Raw genomic sequence first — 17,788 nt, 5'->3', positions numbered from 1 at the left:
CCCCGAAACGGGCCGCTGATCGGGGCATCGACCCCGAAGCGGTCCGTTGATACTTGAATCGTGCCTCATCCACCCCAGTTTCTGGTTGTCTCCTCGGGTCGCTGATGGAAACGGTTTCACGGGACCCCTTCCAAGCCCTCACCAATCGGTGAGGGCTTTTTTTATGCCCGGGCCGTCGGCGTTCAGCGGGGACGCAGCCGGGCCAGCTGGGCCTGCAGCTGGGGCAATGCCGCCTTCATGGCGGCGCGCCCGGCTTCGATGGACCGCTTGCGGGCGGCGAAGTCGGCACTGCCCACGCCCTTGAGCGCAGGCCGGACCACCACGTCGGCATCCGCCAGCTCATGGCGGTTGATGCTCTGGCCCATGATGGCGAAGGTCTGCAGCAGGACTTCCAGGCTGCCGTCGGCCCGGTTGCCATCCGGTGCGCTGGAGATGTCGATGGCCAGCACCACCTCGGCACCCATGTCGCGCGCCTGGCGCACCGGCACCGGCGCCACCAGGCCGCCGTCCACATACTCCCGACCCGCAATCGGCACCGGCGAGAAGACGCCCGGCACCGCACTGGACGCCCGCACCGCCTGCGCGGTGTCGCCCCGCCGGAACACGATGCCCTGACCGTTGGACAGGTCGGTGGCCAGTACGCCCAGCGGGATCTGCATCTGCTCGATCAGCTTGCCGTTGACCACCTTGCGCACATAACGGCTCAAGGCTTCGCCCCGCAGCATGCCCCGGCCCAGGAACGGCAAGGTCCAGTCGGTCAGCGTGGCCTCTTCCATGGCCAGCGCGGCACGCTCCAGCTCGGCGGCGTTCATGCCGCTGGCGTACAGCGCCGCCACCAGGCTGCCCGCCGAGGTGCCGATCACCAGATCGGGCCGGATGCCGTTCTGCTCCAGCACCTGGATGACGCCCACATGGGCAAAGCCCCGGGCCGCTCCCCCGCCCAGGGCCAGACCCAGACGGGGCGGTCGCTGAGCCACCACCGGTGGCGGCACGGCGGGCTCCACCACCGGTGGCACCGCCGGGTCGGAGGTCTGCCCCGGCACCGGCCCGGGCGCGCCCTCCGGCCGCACCGCCACGCTGGAGCAGCCCGCCAGCCACAAGGCCAGCAGCATCGCCACCCATGAAGCCCTGATGCCCATAAAGTTATTAAGAACAATTCGCGTTTGTGTTACCATGATCATCATTCTGCCGCACCGCAGCAAGCTTCACTCCCCTCCCGTTCCACCCAACCCCAGCGTCTTATGAACATCCGCTTTTCTGCCATTGCCCTCTCCCTGGCCGCTGCCACCGCACTGCCCGCGCTGGCGCAGGACAAGGTGCTCAATGTGTATTCGGCCCGCCATTACCAGACCGACGAGGTGATGTACGACACCTTCACCAAGACCACGGGCATCAAGATCAACCGGGTGGACGCCGACGACGCCGGCATTGTGGCCCGCCTGCGGGCCGAAGGTGCCGCCTCGCCAGCCGACGTGGTGCTGCTGGTGGACGCCGCCCGCATGGCCGCCGCCGATGCCCAGGGGCTGTTCCAGCCGATCAAGTCGGCCAAGCTGGACGCCGCCATCCCCGCCAACCTGCGCGCCGCCCCCACCGCCGACGGCGTGACCTGGACCGGCTTCTCCACCCGCGCCCGCGTGATCGTGTACGACCCGATCCGCGTGAAGGCCGCCGACGTGGCCACCTACGAGCAGCTGGCCGATCCCAAGCTCAAGGGCATGCTCTGCACCCGCTCCGGCTCGCACCCGTACAACCTGTCGCTGTTCTCGACCGTGGTCGAGCGCCTGGGCGACCAGAAGGGCGAAGCCTGGCTCAAGGGCCTGGTGGACAACATGGCCCGCGCTCCCAAGGGCGGCGATACCGACCAGATCAAGGCTGTCGCCTCGGGTGAGTGCGGCGTGGCACTGACCAACACCTACTACATGGCGCGCCTGGTCAAGTCGACCAAGCCGGAAGACCGCGCGGTGGTGGAGCGGGTGCGTGTGGTGTTCCCCAACCAGGGCACCACCGGCACCCACGTCAACATCGCCGGCGCCGCAGTGGCCAAACACGCCAAGAACCGTGACGCCGCCGTGCAGTTCATGGAGTACCTGGCCAGCCCGTTCGCCCAGCAGTACTTTGCCGACGGCAACAACGAGTTCGCCGCTGCCAAGGGCGTGAAGGTCGACAACGCCGCGCTCAAGGCCATGGGCGGCGAGAACTTCAAGGCCGAGAACGTGCCGCTGGCCTCGGTCGCCAAGAACATGACCAAGGTGCAGCAGATGCTGGACCGCGTCGGCTTCAAGTGAACGATCCGTTCAACCAGCCCCGAAACCCGCCTCCCGGCGGGTTTTTTGTGGGCCATAATTGACGTTTACGTCAACGTCAAGCGCAACGCGCGATCCACCCGAGGAGCACCCCATGGAGATTCAAGGCAAGGTTTTCATCGTCACCGGCGGCGCGTCCGGTCTGGGCGAAGGCACGGCCCGCATGCTGGCCGCGGCCGGTGGCAAGGTGGTGATTGCCGACATGCAGGTCGACAAAGGTGAGGCCGTGGCCCGCGAGATCGGCGGCGCCTTCGTCCAGTGCGACGTGAGCCAGGAAGCCGACGGCCAGGCGGTGGTGGCCCGGTCCACGGCCATGGGCAAGCTGGTGGGACTGGTCAACTGCGCCGGCATCGCCCCGGCCGAGAAGACGGTGGGCAAGAACGGCGCCCATGCCCTGTCGGTCTACACCAAGACCATCATGGTCAACCTGGTCGGCAGCTTCAACATGATCCGTCTGGCCGCCGAGGCGATGTGCAAGAACGAGCCCGAGCCCACCGGCGAACGCGGCGTGCTCATCAGCACCGCCAGCGTGGCCGCCTACGACGGCCAGATCGGCCAGGCGGCCTATGCGGCGTCCAAGGGCGGCGTGGTCGGCATGACGCTGCCGATCGCCCGCGATCTGGCGCGCAACGGCATCCGCAACATGACGATCGCCCCCGGCATCTTCGGCACGCCGATGCTGTTCGGCATGCCGCAGGAGGTGCAGGACGCGCTGGCCGCCAGCGTGCCCTTCCCCAGCCGCCTGGGCACCCCGGCCGACTACGCCAGACTGGCCCGGCACATCATCGAAAACGACATGCTCAACGGCGAAGTGATCCGCCTGGACGGTGCCATCCGCCTGGCTCCGCGCTGACCATGGTCCGGGCGACGCTGCTGGTGTCGCTGCTGCTGGCCGGGTGCACCGCCGGCCTGCCGCCCGCGCCCCCGCCAACCCCTGCAGTGGCGGCACCGGCGTCGCCGCCCCGCGCGGCCGCCCTGCTCCCCGGCGTCCCAGAAGCCGCTTCCGGCCTGGGTGCACAGCCCGGCTGGCGCCACGAACGCCAGGCCGTGGCCGCTGCCCACCCGCTGGCGGCCCAGGCCGGTGCCGATGTGCTGCGGGCAGGCGGCAGCGCGGTGGATGCGGCCATCACCACCCAGCTGGTGCTGGGGCTGGTGGAGCCTCAGTCCAGCGGCATTGGCGGTGGCGCCTTCCTGCTGCACTTCGACGGGCGCCGCGTGGTGGCCTACGACGGCCGGGAGACCGCACCCGCCGCCGCCAACGAGCAGCTCTTTCTGGATGCCGAGGGTCGACCCCTGCCGTTCGAACAGGCGGTGGTGAGCGGCCGGGCGGTCGGTGTGCCGGGCACGGTGGCGATGCTCGCGCTGGCCCACCGGGACCATGGCCGCCTGCCGTGGGTGAACCTGTTCGAGCCGGCCATCCGCCTGGCCCGCGAAGGCTTCGAGGTGAGCCACCGGCTGCACACCCTGCTGGCGCTCGACCCGGCCCTGAGGCAGGACCCGGTGGCCCGGGCCTACTTCTACCGCGCCGACGGCACGCCCCACCCGGTGGGCCATCGGCTGCGCAATCCCGAATACGCCGAGGTGCTGCGGCAGATCGCCATCCTCGGTCCGCGTGCGCTGCAGGACGGGCCGGTGGCGCGTGCCATCGTCGCGGCCGTCCAGCGCGATCCCTTGCCCGGTGCCATGACCCTGAACGACCTGCGGCGGTACGAGCCGAAACGCCGCGCACCCCTGTGCCACCGCCACAGGGCCGACGGGCGCGATCTGCGCATCTGCGGTTTTCCGCCGCCGGGCTCGGGCGGGGTGGCGGTGGGTCAGATGCTGGGCCTGATGGCCCGTACGCCGGCCGCCGCCTGGCCGCTGCAGGACGGACGGCCCAGCGCCGAATGGCTGCACTTCTTCACCGAGGCCTCGCGGCTGGCCATGGCCGACCGGGGCCAGTACCTGGCCGACCCCGACTTCGTGCCCGCCCCGGCCGGCCGCTGGGGCAGCCTGCTCGATGCCGACTACCTGGACCAGCGCGCCCGGCTGATCGGCCCGCAACGCGCGCCCCGGGTGGGGCCGGGCCGGCCGGGGCGGACCACCCTGAGCTGGGCCCCCATGCCCGATCAGCCCGAATGGGGCACCAGCCACCTCGGCGTGGTGGACGCCCAGGGCCATGTGCTGGCCATGACCACCACCATCGAGGCGGCCTTCGGGAGCCGGCGCATGGTCACCACCCAACCGGCCCGTGCGGGCGGCTTCCTGCTCAACAACGAACTGACCGACTTCAGCTTCAGCCCGAGGGACGCGCAGGGCCTGCCGGTGGCCAACCGGGTGGAGCCGGGCAAGCGACCGCGCTCGTCGATGGCGCCCACCCTGGTGTTCGACGAGCGCTCCGGCGAGCCACTGCTGACGGCCGGCAGCCCCGGGGGCAGCTTCATCATTCCCTACACCGCCAAGGTGCTGCACGGCGTGCTGCAGTGGGGCCTGCATCCGCAGGCCGCTGTCGACCTGCCCAACTTCGGCACGCTGGGCGGGCCGCTGGTGCTGGAGGGGGGTCGCTTCCCGGCCGCCACCGCCGACAAGCTGCGCCAGCGCGGCCACACGGTGCAGGAAGGCGAACTCACCAGCGGCGCCCAGGCGCTGGTGCGGCGCGATGGCGCCTGGCTGGGCGGCGCCGACCCGCGCCGCGAAGGGGCGGTGGCCGGCGACTGATCAGACGTCGATGGCGGCTGCCGATCCGGCCTGCTTGCGCAGTTCGAACTTCTGGATCTTGCCGGTGCTGGTCTTGGGGAGTTCGCCGAACACCACGGCGCGCGGCACCTTGAAGCCGGCCAGATGCTGCTTGCAGTGGGCCACGATGTCTTCGGGTCGGGTGGTGGCGCCGGCCTTGAGCTCCACAAAGGCACACGGCGTCTCGCCCCACTTGGGGTCGGGCCGGGCCACCACGGCGGCGGCCAGCACATCGGGGTGGCGGTAGAGCACGTCCTCGACCTCGATGGACGAGATGTTCTCGCCGCCGCTGATGATGATGTCCTTGCTGCGGTCCTTGATCTTGAAGTAGCCGTCGCCGTACTGCACCGCCAGATCGCCGCTGTGGAACCAGCCGCCGGCAAAGGCCTCGGCCGTGGCCTTGGGGTTCTTGAGGTAACCCTTCATGGCGATGTTGCCCTTGAACATGATCTCGCCCATGGTCTCGCCGTCCTGGGGCACCGGCTGCATCGTCTGCGGGTCGAGCACGCGCACGTCGCGCTGCAGGTGGTAGCGCACGCCCTGACGGGCATTGAGGCGGGCGCGCTCGCCGATGTCCAGGCGGTCCCAGGCCTCGTGCTTGGCGCACACGGTGGCCGGGCCGTACACCTCGGTCAGGCCGTACACATGGGTCAGGTCGAAGCCCATCTGCTCCATGCCCTCGATCATGGATGCCGGCGGCGCGGCACCGGCCACCATGGCCTTCACACCGGCCGGCACGCCCGCCTTCAGGGCCGCCGGCGCATTGACCAGCAGGCCATGCACGATGGGCGCGCCGCAGTAGTGGGTGACGCCGTGCTGGCGCATGGCATCGAAGATGGCCTGGGCCTCGACCCGGCGCAGGCACACGTTCACCCCGGCCCGCGCGGCCACCGTCCACGGGAAGCACCAGCCGTTGCAATGGAACATGGGCAGCGTCCACAGGTACACCGAGTGCTTGGGCATGTCCCACTCCAGCACGTTGGAGATGGCGTTGATGGCCGCGCCCCGGTGGTGGTAGACCACGCCCTTGGGATTGCCGGTGGTGCCGCTGGTGTAGTTCAGGCAGATGGCATCCCACTCGTCCCCGGGCAGCTGCCAGACAAAGCCGGTGTCGCCGCCGGCCAGGAAGGCCTCGTAGGTGGTGCTGCCGATGGGGCCGTGGCCGCCGGTGAACAGCTCGTCCTGCACGTCGATCACCAGGATGGGTCGCTGCGACTGGCGCAGGCTCAGCGCCCTGGCCATGGTGCCGCTGAACTCGGGATCGACGATCACCACCCGGGCCTCGCCGTGGTCGAGCATGAAGGCAATCGTCTCGGGGTCCAGCCGGGTGTTCAGTGCATTGAGCACCGCACCGGCCATGGGAACGCCGAAGTGCGCCTCCACCATGGGCGGTGTGTTGGGCAGCATCACCGCCACCGTGTCGTTCTTGCCCACGCCGGCCCGTTGCAGGGCGCTGGCCAGCTGACGGCAGCGGGCATAGGTCTGGCCCCAGGTCTGGCGCAGGCTGCCGTGGACGATGGCCAGCCGGTCCGGGTAGACCTCGGCGGTGCGTTCGATGAAGCTCAGCGGCGACAGCGGCGCAAAGTTGGCCTCGTTGCGCGGCAGGTCCTGGTCGAAGATGCTGGGGGCGGCGGTCGGCTGGGTCACGGTCGGGTCTCCGGATATCGTTGGAACAGCGGGTCGGCCTGGGAAGGCTTGCGCGAGAATACCCCGGTGGCCATTCCTCAGACTTTCATCCAGGAGCTGCTCAGCCGTGTCGACGTGGTCGATGTGGTGGGCCGCTACGTGCAGCTGAAGAAGGGTGGCGCCAATCTGATGGGGCTGTGCCCGTTCCACGGCGAGAAGTCGCCCTCGTTCAGCGTCAGCCCGTCCAAGCAGTTCTACCACTGCTTCGGCTGCGGGGCCAACGGGAATGCCATCGGCTTCCTCATGGAGCACGCCGGCATGAGCTTCATCGAGGCGGTGAAGGACCTGGCCCAGCAGGTCGGCCTGCAGGTGCCGCAGGACGAAGCCTCACCCCAGGACCGCGAACGCGCCGCCCAGGAGCGTCAGAAGCAGATCACGCTGACCGGCGTGCTCGAGAAGGCCGCCCAGGCCTACCAGAAGGATCTGCGCGGTGCGCAGCGGGCCATCGACTACCTCAAGGGCCGGGGCCTGTCGGGCCAGATCGCCAAGACCTTCGGCCTGGGCTACGCGCCGGAGGGCTGGCGCCACCTGGCCAGCGTGTTCCCGGACTACCAGGAGCCGCTGCTGGTGGAGTCGGGCCTGGTGATCGAACACGCCGACGAGAAGGATGCGGCCGGCCAGGCCAAGCGCTACGACCGCTTCCGCGACCGCATCATGTTCCCCATCCGCAATGTCAAGGGCGAATGCATCGGCTTTGGCGGGCGGGTGCTGGACAAGGGCGAACCCAAGTACCTCAACTCGCCCGAGACGCCGGTGTTCAGCAAGGGCCGCGAGCTCTATGGCCTGTTCGAGGCCCGCACCGCCATCCGCAATGCCGGTTATGCCCTGGTCACCGAGGGCTACATGGACGTGGTGGCCCTGGCCCAGCTCGGCTTTGCCAACGCGGTGGCCACCCTGGGCACCGCCTGCACGGCCGACCATGTGCAGAAGCTGTTCCGTTTTACCGACGCGGTGGTGTTCAGCTTCGACGGTGACGCCGCCGGCCGCCGCGCCGCCCGCAAGGCGCTCGATGCCGCCCTGCCCCTGGCGACCGACCTGCGCAGCGTGAAGTTCCTGTTCCTGCCGACCGAACACGACCCGGACAGCTTCATCCGCGAGCACGGCACCGAGGCCTTTGCCGCCCGGGTCAAGGACGCCGTGCCGCTGTCGCGCTTCCTGCTCGAATCCGCCTCGGCCGACTGCGATCTGGCCACCGCCGAAGGCCGCGCCCGCCTGGCCAGCCAGGCCCGGCCACTGTGGACCGCCCTGCCCGACGGGGCGCTGAAGCGCCAGCTGATCGGCGAGATCGCCGACGCCGTGGCCCTGGACAGCCAGGATCTGCTGCAGCTCTGGCAGGCGCCGGTGCGCGGCGCCCCGCGCACCGAGTCGGGCCGCAGCAACAGCGGCAACGGACCCCGGGGCGAATCGCGCTTTCGACCCAACGACGGCCCGGCCCACCGGCCCAGCCCGCAAGGCTACGGCAGTGCACCCCGTCCTGCCACCCGGCGGCTGCCGGGCCAGCGGCGCGGCGTGGCCAGCCGGGCCGACCGGGCCGTCGGCCTGCTGCTGGCCAATGCCCATGCCTGGGACAGCCTGTCGGCCGACGACCACCACCGGCTGGGCCTGCTGGATGCCCCCCACGGGCCGGTGTTCGCCTGGCTGGAGGCCCAGCTGCACGAACACGGCCCGCAGCCCTGGGCCGTCCTGCGCGAAGCCCTGCGCGGCCACGAACACGAGGCCTATGTGTGCGCCCAGGTGGAACAGGCCACCGCCGGCAACGACCCCCAGGCCGAGCTGGCCGAACTGGCCGGCGTGATGCAGCTGCTGCGGCGCGATTTCCTGGAGGCTGAGGCCCGGACCCTGGCCGACCGGGTGGCCGCCGGCGACTCCGCCGCCCTGGACGAATACCGCCGGGTGAATGCCCAGCTGCAGGCCCTGGCGGCCAGCGCGCCGGTATAATCCACAGCTTGCACCGCAAGCGCGACAGCAGCACCTCCGGCAACGGCCTGGCCCCTGATACGGGCTGCATGGAAGACCCTCCTGGCCAACCGGGCGCCCCACGGGCCCCGGCACTCCCCGCAAGGACTGCACACCAAATGATCGCCCACCAGCTTGCAGACCCGCCTGCTCCGGTTCGCGCCGGTCCATGGGGGTCGCCCCTGTTTCAACCCCATCCCTGACAAGTCCGCATTGGCGGTCCTGCCGGCGTTTGAGGTCTGTGTTTCCCGGTTCCCGTTGACGTTTTTTTGAGGTGCCCATGCCCGCGAAGAAGTCCAGTACGCCCGTCGTTGCCAGCCCCAAGCCCGCCCGCAAGGCCTCTGCTGCGGCAGCCCCGGCAACCCCGCCGAAGAAAGCATCTGCTGTGACGACGAAACCCCCTGCCAAGGCTGCGGCCAAGGCCGCCCCCGCCAAGACCACGAAGGCCGCCAAGGCCAAGGCCGAGGTGGTGGAAGACACCCTGCTGGACGAAGCGGCGGCACCGGCCGCCAAAAAGAAGCCTGGCCGCCCGGCCAAGGCCGCCGCACCGGCCGCCGACAAGCCGGCCGCCAAACGCGGCCGCAAGCCCAAGGCCGCCGCCAAGGAAGCCAGCGATCTGGACGATGCCGACCTGAGCGACATTGAAGAGGACCTGGCCGAGGAGGTGGTGGAGGAAGTCTCCACCGGCGACGCACAGCCGACCGAGAAGGCCAAGCCGCTGCGCATGAAGATCAGCAAGGCCAAGGAGCGCGCGCTGATGAAGGAATTCGGCCTGGACGAGACCGTCCTGTCCGAAGAGGAAGCCCGCAGCCGGCGCGAACGCCTCAAGACCCTGATCAAGCTGGGCAAGACCCGCGGCTACCTGACCCACGGCGAGATCAACGACCACCTGCCCGACAAGCTGGTCGAGGCCGAGACCCTGGAAGTGGTGGTCTCGCTGCTCAACGACATGGGTGTGGCCGTCTACGAGCAGACGCCGGATGCCGAAACCCTGCTGCTGAACAACACCGGCCCGACCGCCGCCACCGAAGAGGAAGCGGAAGAGGAAGCCGAAGCCGCCCTGTCCACCGTGGACAGCGAATTCGGCCGCACCACCGACCCGGTGCGCATGTACATGCGCGAGATGGGCACGGTGGAACTGCTGACCCGCGAGGGCGAGATCGAGATCGCCAAGCGCATCGAGGGCGGCCTCAACGACATGATGGCCGCCATCAGCGAGAGCCCGGCCACCATCGCCGAGATCCTCACCATGGCCGAGGAGATCCGCGAAGGCAAGGTCGTCATCTCCACGGTGGTGGACGGCTTTGCCGACGCCGACGAGGCCGACGACTACGTGGCCGAGGAAGACTTCGACGACTACGACGAGGCCGACGACGACGATGGCAAGGGCGGCTCCAAGGCCCTGACCCGCAAGCTCGAGGAACTCAAGCGCGAGGCACTGGAGCGCTTCGATGCCATGCGCGCCCTGTTCGAGAAGCTGCACAAGATCTACGACAAGGAAGGCTACGGCAGCGCCAACTACATCAAGACCCAGCAGGCCCTGACCGAGAAGCTGATGACCATCCGCTTCACCGCCAAGGCCATCGAGAAGCTGTGCAGCACGCTGCGCACCCAGGTCGACGAGGTGCGCAAGAAGGAGCGCGAGCTGCGCCGCATCATCGTGGACAAGTGCGGCATGCCGCAGGAGAAGTTCATTGCCGAGTTCCCGGCCAACCTGCTCAACCTGAAGTGGGTCGAGAAGCAGGCCGCCTCCGGCAAATCGTGGAGCGTGGTGATGGAGCGCAACATCCCGCCGATCCAGGAGCTGCAGCAGGGCCTGATGAACATCCAGAGCAGCGTGGTGGTGCCTCTGACGCATCTGAAGGACATCAACAAGCGGATGAACCAGGGTGAGTCCACCTCGCGCGATGCCAAGAAGGAAATGATCGAGGCCAACCTGCGCCTGGTGATCTCCATCGCCAAGAAATACACCAACCGCGGCCTGCAGTTCCTGGACCTGATCCAGGAAGGCAACATCGGCCTGATGAAGGCGGTGGACAAGTTCGAATACCGCCGCGGCTACAAGTTTTCGACCTACGCCACCTGGTGGATTCGCCAGGCCATCACGCGCTCCATTGCCGATCAGGCGCGCACCATCCGGATCCCGGTGCACATGATCGAAACCATCAACAAGATGAACCGCATCTCGCGCCAGCATCTGCAGGAGTTCGGTTTCGAGCCGGATGCCTCCATCCTGGCCGAGAAGATGGAGATGCCTGAGGACAAGATCCGCAAGATCATGAAGATCGCGAAAGAGCCGATCTCGATGGAAACCCCGATCGGCGACGACGACGATTCGCACCTGGGCGACTTCATTGAAGACCAGGCGAACACCGCGCCCATCGAGGCCGCGATGCAGGCCGGCCTGCGCGAAGTGGTGAAGGAAATTCTCGACAGCCTCACGCCGCGTGAAGCCAAGGTGCTGCGCATGCGCTTCGGCATCGAGATGTCCACCGACCATACGCTGGAAGAGGTAGGCAAGCAGTTCGACGTGACGCGCGAGCGCATCCGCCAGATCGAGAGCAAGGCGGTGCGCAAGCTCAAGCACCCCAGCCGCAGCGACAAGCTGCGCAGCTTCATCGACTCGCTCTGATCAAGACCGGGTCCGGTCATCCCCCGAAGGGCTGTGCGGTGCACAGCCCTTTTTTTCGTCCATTCGGCGCTGGCAACCGCCGATCGACAGGTCGACCGACGGATCGACCGACGTGGAACGGAGGCCTCGAAAACTGCCACCCAGGGCTGGTCAGTGCCACTGCTGACCTGCCCTTGAAACCCTCTCAGGAGAACAACCATGATCGCTGCCAGCAATGGTGTCAGCGCGAGCACTTTCTCGAGTCATTCACCCATGACGAACGCCTCAGGATCGAATGACGATCGCCAACAGCCGGCCGAAGGATCGGTGGTCACCACCGGGTCCGGATCGCCCGCCACCGCGCTCGACGGCTACACCGGCGAAGCCTGTGGAGAAATCGTGCCCCTGGTCTGCGGCATCGTGTGCTCGGTGCTCGGCGTGATCGCCGGCGCCGTGGCGCTTGCGACAGCCCCGGCCGGCCACGCCAATGCCACCGCCAGTCCTGCCGCCACGCCCGACGCGCTCGCCGCGCTGGCCCTGGGAGCCGCCCTGTCGGCACTGGGCCTGTTGTGACATCCCGGTCCTGCCAGGTGACCTGTGATCGACCACCACCTTCCCCCGGACCCCGACCTGCGCCATCTGATCGAACGGTCGCGCGAGCAGCTCGACGGGCTCGTCGGCACGGCACGGTCGGCATCGGATGTGCAGGAGCGGCTGATGGAGACCCTGCAGGGGTCGCAGGAGCAGCCCGACGACATTGCCGCGCTCAAGACCGCCGCGGACCTGCTCATGGAGCAGGCCCGCTGGTCGCAGGCCCTGCCATTGGCCACCCGGCTGCTGCTGGCAGCGCCATGCGACCCCTCGGCGTCGTACCGGCTGGGCACCTGCCTGCAACGCATGGGGCGCCCCGCCGAGGCCCTGCCGGCCTTCACGCATTGCCTGATGCACCAGGGCGACCACCCGGGCCCGGGCCCGCTGCTGCGCCTGGGCGAATGCCTGCTGGCAACCGGGCACCGGGATGAAGCCCTGCAATGCCTGGATGCCTGCGTGGAGATCTCACGCAGCGATCCGTCCCACCGGCATCTGCAGAGCGCGGCGGCGCACCTGGCCGACCGGCTGCGGCGCTGAGCCGGCCTACACGGTCTCGGTGTCCACCTCGGCTCGGGCCTGCTCGCCGTAACGGTCGCCACGGATCGCACCAGGGCCGAACAGCGCTTCCAGGCGCTCCAGCAGACCGGCGCTCAAGGCCACCCCATCGGCGCCCAGGTTGTCCAGCAGGTGATCCACCCGGGCGGTGCCGGGGATCGGCAGGATGTCGCTGCCCCGGTGCAGCAGCCACGCCAGGGCCAGCTGCGACGGTGAGCACCCCGCCTCGGCGGCCAGCTGGCGGTAGTCCGCCAGCAGTGCCTGGTTGGCGGTCCAGTGCTCGCCCTGGAAGCGCGGCATGCTGCGCCGGATGTCCTTGGCGTCGAAGGTGGCCGGATCCACCGGGCCTGCCAGAAAGCCCCGGCCCAGCGGACTGAAGGCCACGAAACCCACGCCCAGCTCGCGGCAGGCCTGCAGCACCGCGATCTCGGGGTTGCGGGTCCAGAGCGAGTACTCGGTCTGCAACGCGGCGATGGGGTGCACCGCATGCGCGCGGCGCAGGGTGGGGGCCGACACCTCGCTCAGACCGATGGCCCGGATCTTGCCGGCCTGCACCAGATCGGCCAGGGCGCCCACGCTGTCTTCGATCGGCACCTGCCGGTCCCAGCGGTGCAGGTAATAGAGGTCGATCACGTCGGTGCGCAGGCGCTGCAGGGCAGCCTCGCAGGTGGCGCGCAGGGTTTCGGGACGACCATCGATCACCCGCACCAGCTGGCCGTCACCCTGGATGTCCACCCCCTGCATGCCGCACTTGCTGGCCAGCGTGAAGCGGCTGCGGTGGGCCGACAGCACCCGACCCACCGCGCGCTCGCTGGCACCGAAGCCGTACAGCGCCGCGGTGTCGAAATGCGTCACGCCATGGTCCAGGGCGGTCAGCAGCAGGCGCTCGACCTCGGCCTCGGAGACCGGCGCGCCATAGGCGTGGCAGATGTTCATGCAGCCCAGGCCGATGGCCGAGACGCGGAAGGGACCGAGGGATCGATGTTGCATGGCAGGAACGAGGGGACAGACCGGGCCGGATTATCCGGCGCTTCGATGGAGGGAACCGGGGCGGCGGGGATTGCACTCAGGACCGTCCATGGTCAACACCATGAACCATCCATCACCCGAGAAAGAGAATCCCATGCTCAGCAACAGCCTCTCCCGAAACGACACGCGCCTGCAAGCCGACCACCCCGGCACCGGAACGCCCCTTCCGGCGGAACCGGCCCCCGGGCAGCATCAGGCAACCGGGACCTTCGGCACGCCCGACGACGGTCTGCCAGCCACCGGCAGCGGGACCGCCTGGGTGCCGTCGATGCCCAGGGCCGAGAGCCTGTTCATGGCGGCATCGGCCACCCTCATCGCGGCAGGCGTTGTGGCGGCGGCGTGGAGCGTCGGTCACGGCCACCCATCGAGCGTCCCGTCTTCCGGCCCCCTGCCCCACCCGCCCGCCAACACCTCGGACGGCGGCTTGCACGACAGCAGCCTGACCGCCGTGGCGGTGATGGTGGCCCTCGGCGCCCTGGGGCTGCTCTGAACCGGCGCCCTCAGCCCTGCGCGGCCAGCTGCCGCTCCAGCTCGTGGAGCACCCGATAGCAGTCGAAGACGCGGCCCACGCTGGCGTTGGGCTCACGGCCTTCACGGATGGCGGCGAAGAACTCGCGGTCCTGCAGTTCGATGCCGTTCATGCTCACGTCCACCTGGCTCACATCGATCTTCTCGTCCTTGCCGGTGAACAGATCGTCGTACCGCGCGATGTAGGTCGCGGTATCACCGATGTAGCGGAAGAAGGTGCCCAACGGGCCGTCGTTGTTGAAGCTCAGCGAGAGCGTGCAGATGGCCCCGTTGGCCGCCTTGAGCTGGATGCTCATGTCCATGGCAATGCCCAGCACGGGGTGGATCGGCCCCTGCATGGCGTGCGCCGCCACGATGGGGCTGTTGCACTGGTAGGCAAACAGATCGACCGTGTGCGCGGCGTGGTGCCACAGCAGGTGGTCGGTCCAGCTGCGCGGCTGGCCCAGGGCGTTGGTGTTGGTGCGGCGGAAGAAATAGGTCTGCACATCCATCTGCTGGATGTGGAACTCGCCGCGCTGGATGCGCTGGTGCACGTACTGGTGGCTGGGGTTGAAGCGGCGGGTGTGGCCGCACATGGCCACCAGACCGGTCTGCTTCTGCAGGTCGACCACGGCCTGCGCGCCGGCCAGGCTGTCGGCCAGCGGAATCTCCACCTGCACATGCTTGCCGGCCTTCAGACAGGCCACGCTCTGCTCCGCATGCATCTGGGTGGGGGTGCACAGGATGACGGCGTCCAGCTCGGCCATGGCCAGCGACTCCGACAGCTCGGTGGTCACATGGCCGATGCCGTACTTGGCGGCCACCTCGCGGGTCTTGTCGAGCTCGCGGCCGATGAGGGAAATCACCTCAACGCCCGGAATGTTCCGGATGCCGTCCAGGTGCTTGATGCCGAAGGCGCCGGCACCGGCCAGTGCCACTTTGATGGTCTTGTCGGTCATGTCAGGTGTTCTCCAGGATCAGGTGGCCCACCGCCGTGTTGCTGGCGGGCACATGGTAGAAGCGGTGCGCCACGCGAGGGCGAGAGCCGCCGGCCACATCGGCCATGGCACCGCGGGCGATGAGCCACATCACCAGCTCGATGCCTTCGCTGCCGGCCTCGCGCACATAGTCGATGTGGGGGATGGCGGCAGCGGCTTCGGGGTCGTTGACCAGCTTGTCGAGGAAGGCGTTGTCGAACTCGCGGTTGATGAGGCCGGCGCGCGGCCCCTGCAGCTGGTGGCTCATGCCGCCGGTGCCCCAGATCTGCACATTCAGGTCCTGGTCGAAGCTCTCGATGGCGCGGCGGATGGCCTGGCCGAGCTGGAAGCAGCGCCGGCCGCTGGGCACCGGGTACTGCACCACATTGACCGCAAACGGGATCACCGGGCAGGGCCAGGCGCCCTGCACCGGGTCCTGCGGACCGCACATCAGGGACAGCGGCACGGTCAGGCCATGGTCCACGTCCATGCGGTTGACGATGGTCAGGTCGAAGTCCTGCTGGATCACGCTGTGCGCGATGTGCGAGGCCAGCTCCGGATGGCCCTGCACCAGGGGCACCGGACGCGGTCCCCAGCCCTCGTCGGCCGGCTGGAAGCTCGCGGCCGTGCCGATGGCAAAGGTGGGGATGATGTCCAGGCTGAAGGCCGTGGCGTGGTCGTTGTAGACCAGGAAGATCACGTCCGGCTTCTGCGCCTTCATCCACTGCCGGCCGAAGTCGTAGCCGGCGAACACCGGCTGCCAGTAGGGTTCGTGGGTCTTGCCCAGGTCGAGTGCGGCGCCGATGGCGGGCACGTGCGAGGTGTAGACCGATGCGGTGATGCGTGCCATGTTCAGGTCCTTCCCCACTTCGGGTCGCGGCCGCCGTTGATCATCATCTGGCGGTAGTCGTCTTCGCTCATGCCGGTCATGGAGCCCGCCATCTGCTGGAAGCTCTTGCCGTCGGTGGCGCCGATCTTGGCCAGGAAATAGATGTTGCCGCCCAGCGCAATGCAGCGGTTGAGGTCGCGGTCGAGCACGGCCTGCTTCTGCTCCTCGGTCATGGCCCATTCGTCGAGGTAGGCGCGCTCGTCCTTCTTGAAGCGTTCGCGGTTCTCGGCCTTCATCAGGCTCATGCAGAACTGGTTGAGCCAGTAGCCCTTGCGGGACTGGTCGGCATCGAAGATGGTGGTGCCGGGCACCCCCAGGTAAGGCTTGTCCAGGGCCATGTCAGACCTCCTCCGGCCAGTACAGGCGCATCGGGTTGGCCACCAGGAGCTTGTGCTGCAGTTCGGCCGTGGGCGCGATGTGCGGGATGAAGTCCACCAGCAGGCCGTCGTCGGGCATGTGGTCCTTCAGGTTGGGGTGCGGCCAGTCGGTGCCCCACAGCACGCGATCGGGGAAGGATTCGACCACCGTGCGGGCGAACGGCACCACGTCGCGGTAGGCCGCCTGCTCGCCGGCCAGGGCCTTGGGGCCGGTCAGGCTCAGGCGTTCGGGGCAGCTCACCTTGCTCCAGACGTTGGGATGCTCGCGCATGAACTTCAGGAACAGCGCGAACTCCGGGCCGTCCAGCGGCTTGCTCACGTCGGGCCGGCCCATGTGGTCCACCACCACCGTGGTGGGCAGGGCGGTGAAGAAGTCCCACAGCTCGGGCAGGTCCTGCGCCTCGAAGTAGATGACCACATGCCAGCCCAGCGGCTGGATGCGGCTGGCGATCTCCATCAGCTCGTCCTTGGGCGTGAAGTCCACCAGCCGCTTGACGAAGTTGAAGCGCACGCCCCGCACACCGGCATCGTGCAGGTCCTGCAGCTCGGTGTCGGTGATGCTGCGGCGCACGGTGGCCACGCCGCGGGCACGGCCGCCGCTGCTGCGGCAGGCGTCCACCAGGGCGTGGTTGTCGGCGCCGTGGCAGGTGGCCTGCACGATCACGTTGCGGGCAAAACCCAGCTGGTCGCGCAGGGCAAACAGCTGCGCCTTGCTGGCGTCGCACGGGGTGTACTTGCGCTCGGGCGCATACGGAAACTGCGCGCCGGGCCCGAACACATGGCAGTGCGCGTCCACGCTGCCGGGCGGCAGGGCAAAGCGCGGGCGGCTCGGGCCCTGGTACCAGTCGAGCCAGCCAGGGGTCTTGGTGAATTCGCCGGTGGTGGGGAGGCTCATGGGATCAATCGATGTACTTGAGGCCGGCAGCGGCCAGGGGTTCGCGCATCTGGTACATGTCCAGGCCCAGGATGCCGCTGGCAAGCTTGGCGCGCTTCTCGCCCTCGAAGCTCTCGCGCTTGCGGGCGGCAGCCAGCGTCTCCATGGCACGGGCGGCGGGCACGCAGACCACGCCGTCGTCGTCGGCCACGATCACGTCGCCCGGGGAGACCCACATGCCGGCGCACACCACCGGGATGTTGACCGAGCCCAGGGTGGCCTTGATGGTGCCCTTGCTGCTGATGCACTTGCTCCAGACCGGGAAGTTCATCTCCTGCAGGGTGCGCACGTCGCGCACGCCGGCATCGATGACCAGGGCCCGCGCGCCACGCGCCTGGAACGAGGTGGCCAGCAGGTCACCGAAGTAGCCGTCGGTGCATTCGGCCGTGACGGCGGCCACCACCACGTCGCCGGGGCGGATCTGTTCGGCCACCACATGCATCATCCAGTTGTCGCCGGGATGCAGCAGCACCGTGACCGCCGTGCCGCTGACCTGCGCGCCGGGGTAGATCGGGCGCATGTAGGGCTTGAGCAGGCCCACGCGGCCCATGGCCTCGTGCACCGTGGCACTGCCCAGGGCGGCCAGGCCATCAGCGGCTTCCTGCGGGGCGCGCTGGATATTGCGGTACACCACACCGAGTTCGTACATGCTGGGTCT

Annotated in this window: 16 protein-coding genes; 8 read left to right on the top strand and 8 right to left on the bottom strand. The window is 68.7% G+C overall.

The window, feature by feature from the left end:
- Nucleotides 1-182: 182 nt before the first annotated feature.
- Entirely contained in the window at nt 183-1,112 is a 930-nt protein-coding gene (locus CAP38_RS03305) for a patatin-like phospholipase family protein (RefSeq protein WP_086119430.1), read from the bottom strand.
- Nucleotides 1,113-1,241: 129 nt separating this feature from the next.
- Here CAP38_RS03305 and CAP38_RS03300 point away from each other — a divergent pair, with 129 nt between their 5' ends.
- From CAP38_RS03300 to CAP38_RS03290, 3 genes are all read left to right on the top strand, one after another.
- Nucleotides 1,242-2,285 (top strand): extracellular solute-binding protein, encoded by a 1,044-nt coding sequence (locus tag CAP38_RS03300; RefSeq protein ID WP_086119429.1) that lies wholly within the window; start codon nt 1,242-1,244, stop codon nt 2,283-2,285.
- Nucleotides 2,286-2,397: 112 nt separating this feature from the next.
- Nucleotides 2,398-3,156 (top strand): 3-hydroxyacyl-CoA dehydrogenase, encoded by a 759-nt coding sequence (locus tag CAP38_RS03295; RefSeq protein WP_086119428.1) that lies wholly within the window; start codon nt 2,398-2,400, stop codon nt 3,154-3,156.
- Between the two features lie 2 nt (nt 3,157-3,158).
- Nucleotides 3,159-5,000 (top strand): gamma-glutamyltransferase family protein, encoded by a 1,842-nt coding sequence (locus CAP38_RS03290; RefSeq protein WP_086119427.1) that lies wholly within the window; start codon nt 3,159-3,161, stop codon nt 4,998-5,000.
- Here CAP38_RS03290 and CAP38_RS03285 read toward each other — a convergent pair whose 3' ends face one another.
- Nucleotides 5,001-6,665, bottom strand: coding sequence for an acyl-CoA synthetase (locus tag CAP38_RS03285; protein WP_086119426.1), 1,665 nt, complete (start codon nt 6,663-6,665; stop codon nt 5,001-5,003). It abuts the gene before it with no gap.
- Between the two features lie 66 nt (nt 6,666-6,731).
- Here CAP38_RS03285 and dnaG point away from each other — a divergent pair, with 66 nt between their 5' ends.
- The 4 genes from dnaG to CAP38_RS03265 all read left to right on the top strand — a co-directional run bounded on the left by dnaG (nt 6,732) and on the right by CAP38_RS03265 (nt 12,399).
- Nucleotides 6,732-8,642, top strand: coding sequence for a DNA primase (gene dnaG, locus CAP38_RS03280; RefSeq protein ID WP_086119425.1), 1,911 nt, complete (start codon nt 6,732-6,734; stop codon nt 8,640-8,642).
- 298 nt (nt 8,643-8,940) lie between these two features.
- The gene (rpoD, locus tag CAP38_RS03275; protein WP_086119424.1) at nt 8,941-11,292 is read left to right on the top strand and encodes an RNA polymerase sigma factor RpoD; all 2,352 of its coding nucleotides are present in this window, start codon (nt 8,941-8,943) and stop codon (nt 11,290-11,292) included.
- 252 nt (nt 11,293-11,544) lie between these two features.
- On the top strand, nt 11,545-11,844 hold the full coding sequence (locus CAP38_RS03270) for a hypothetical protein (RefSeq protein ID WP_086119423.1): 300 nt from the start codon (nt 11,545-11,547) through the stop codon (nt 11,842-11,844).
- A gap of 24 nt (nt 11,845-11,868) precedes the next feature.
- Nucleotides 11,869-12,399, top strand: coding sequence for a tetratricopeptide repeat protein (locus tag CAP38_RS03265; RefSeq protein ID WP_086119422.1), 531 nt, complete (start codon nt 11,869-11,871; stop codon nt 12,397-12,399).
- Nucleotides 12,400-12,405: 6 nt separating this feature from the next.
- Here the strand turns inward: CAP38_RS03265 and CAP38_RS03260 are convergent, their stop codons facing one another.
- Nucleotides 12,406-13,407, bottom strand: a complete 1,002-nt coding sequence (locus tag CAP38_RS03260) for an aldo/keto reductase (protein WP_086119421.1) — start codon at nt 13,405-13,407, stop codon at nt 12,406-12,408.
- Nucleotides 13,408-13,495: 88 nt separating this feature from the next.
- Between CAP38_RS03260 and CAP38_RS03255 the strand changes: the two genes are divergently transcribed.
- The gene (locus tag CAP38_RS03255) at nt 13,496-13,936 is read left to right on the top strand and encodes a hypothetical protein (protein WP_143435744.1); all 441 of its coding nucleotides are present in this window, start codon (nt 13,496-13,498) and stop codon (nt 13,934-13,936) included.
- Between the two features lie 10 nt (nt 13,937-13,946).
- Here CAP38_RS03255 and CAP38_RS03250 read toward each other — a convergent pair whose 3' ends face one another.
- The 5 genes from CAP38_RS03250 to ligK are packed head-to-tail and all read right to left on the bottom strand — an operon-like array spanning nt 13,947 to nt 17,779.
- Nucleotides 13,947-14,912: a Gfo/Idh/MocA family oxidoreductase gene (locus CAP38_RS03250; RefSeq protein ID WP_086119419.1), complete on the bottom strand. Its 966-nt coding sequence runs from the start codon at nt 14,910-14,912 to the stop codon at nt 13,947-13,949.
- 1 nt (nt 14,913) lies between these two features.
- Nucleotides 14,914-15,780 (bottom strand): class III extradiol dioxygenase subunit beta, encoded by an 867-nt coding sequence (locus tag CAP38_RS03245; RefSeq protein WP_086119749.1) that lies wholly within the window; start codon nt 15,778-15,780, stop codon nt 14,914-14,916.
- A gap of 2 nt (nt 15,781-15,782) precedes the next feature.
- Nucleotides 15,783-16,157 carry a protocatechuate 4,5-dioxygenase subunit alpha gene (ligA, locus tag CAP38_RS03240; protein WP_086119418.1) on the bottom strand — a complete coding sequence of 125 codons (375 nt, stop codon included), beginning with the start codon at nt 16,155-16,157 and terminating at the stop codon, nt 15,783-15,785.
- Nucleotide 16,158: 1 nt separating this feature from the next.
- Nucleotides 16,159-17,091: an amidohydrolase family protein gene (locus CAP38_RS03235; protein WP_086119417.1), complete on the bottom strand. Its 933-nt coding sequence runs from the start codon at nt 17,089-17,091 to the stop codon at nt 16,159-16,161.
- Nucleotides 17,092-17,095: 4 nt separating this feature from the next.
- Nucleotides 17,096-17,779: a 4-carboxy-4-hydroxy-2-oxoadipate aldolase/oxaloacetate decarboxylase gene (gene ligK / locus CAP38_RS03230; protein WP_086119416.1), complete on the bottom strand. Its 684-nt coding sequence runs from the start codon at nt 17,777-17,779 to the stop codon at nt 17,096-17,098.
- Between the last annotated feature and the right edge of the window lie 9 nt (nt 17,780-17,788).

The sequence above is a fragment of the Hydrogenophaga sp. IBVHS2 genome (assembly GCF_002127215.1).
Classification (GTDB): domain Bacteria; phylum Pseudomonadota; class Gammaproteobacteria; order Burkholderiales; family Burkholderiaceae_C; genus Hydrogenophaga.
This window is presented reverse-complemented; position numbering and strand designations above follow the sequence as displayed.

Excerpts from the sequence above, each read along its gene's own strand:
- CAP38_RS03305 (WP_086119430.1), bottom strand. The coding sequence starts at position 1,112 with ATGCTGCTGGCCTTGTGGCTGGCGGGCTGCTCCAGCGTGGCGGTGCGG.
- CAP38_RS03300 (WP_086119429.1), top strand. The coding sequence starts at position 1,242 with ATGAACATCCGCTTTTCTGCCATTGCCCTCTCCCTGGCCGCTGCCACC.
- CAP38_RS03295 (WP_086119428.1), top strand. The coding sequence starts at position 2,398 with ATGGAGATTCAAGGCAAGGTTTTCATCGTCACCGGCGGCGCGTCCGGT.
- CAP38_RS03290 (WP_086119427.1), top strand. The coding sequence starts at position 3,159 with ATGGTCCGGGCGACGCTGCTGGTGTCGCTGCTGCTGGCCGGGTGCACC.
- rpoD (WP_086119424.1), top strand. The coding sequence starts at position 8,941 with ATGCCCGCGAAGAAGTCCAGTACGCCCGTCGTTGCCAGCCCCAAGCCC.
- CAP38_RS03270 (WP_086119423.1), top strand. The coding sequence starts at position 11,545 with ATGACGAACGCCTCAGGATCGAATGACGATCGCCAACAGCCGGCCGAA.
- CAP38_RS03260 (WP_086119421.1), bottom strand. The coding sequence starts at position 13,407 with ATGCAACATCGATCCCTCGGTCCCTTCCGCGTCTCGGCCATCGGCCTG.
- CAP38_RS03255 (WP_143435744.1), top strand. The coding sequence starts at position 13,496 with ATGGTCAACACCATGAACCATCCATCACCCGAGAAAGAGAATCCCATG.
- CAP38_RS03250 (WP_086119419.1), bottom strand. The coding sequence starts at position 14,912 with ATGACCGACAAGACCATCAAAGTGGCACTGGCCGGTGCCGGCGCCTTC.
- CAP38_RS03245 (WP_086119749.1), bottom strand. The coding sequence starts at position 15,780 with ATGGCACGCATCACCGCATCGGTCTACACCTCGCACGTGCCCGCCATC.
- ligA (WP_086119418.1), bottom strand. The coding sequence starts at position 16,157 with ATGGCCCTGGACAAGCCTTACCTGGGGGTGCCCGGCACCACCATCTTC.
- CAP38_RS03235 (WP_086119417.1), bottom strand. The coding sequence starts at position 17,091 with ATGAGCCTCCCCACCACCGGCGAATTCACCAAGACCCCTGGCTGGCTC.
- ligK (WP_086119416.1), bottom strand. The coding sequence starts at position 17,779 with ATGTACGAACTCGGTGTGGTGTACCGCAATATCCAGCGCGCCCCGCAG.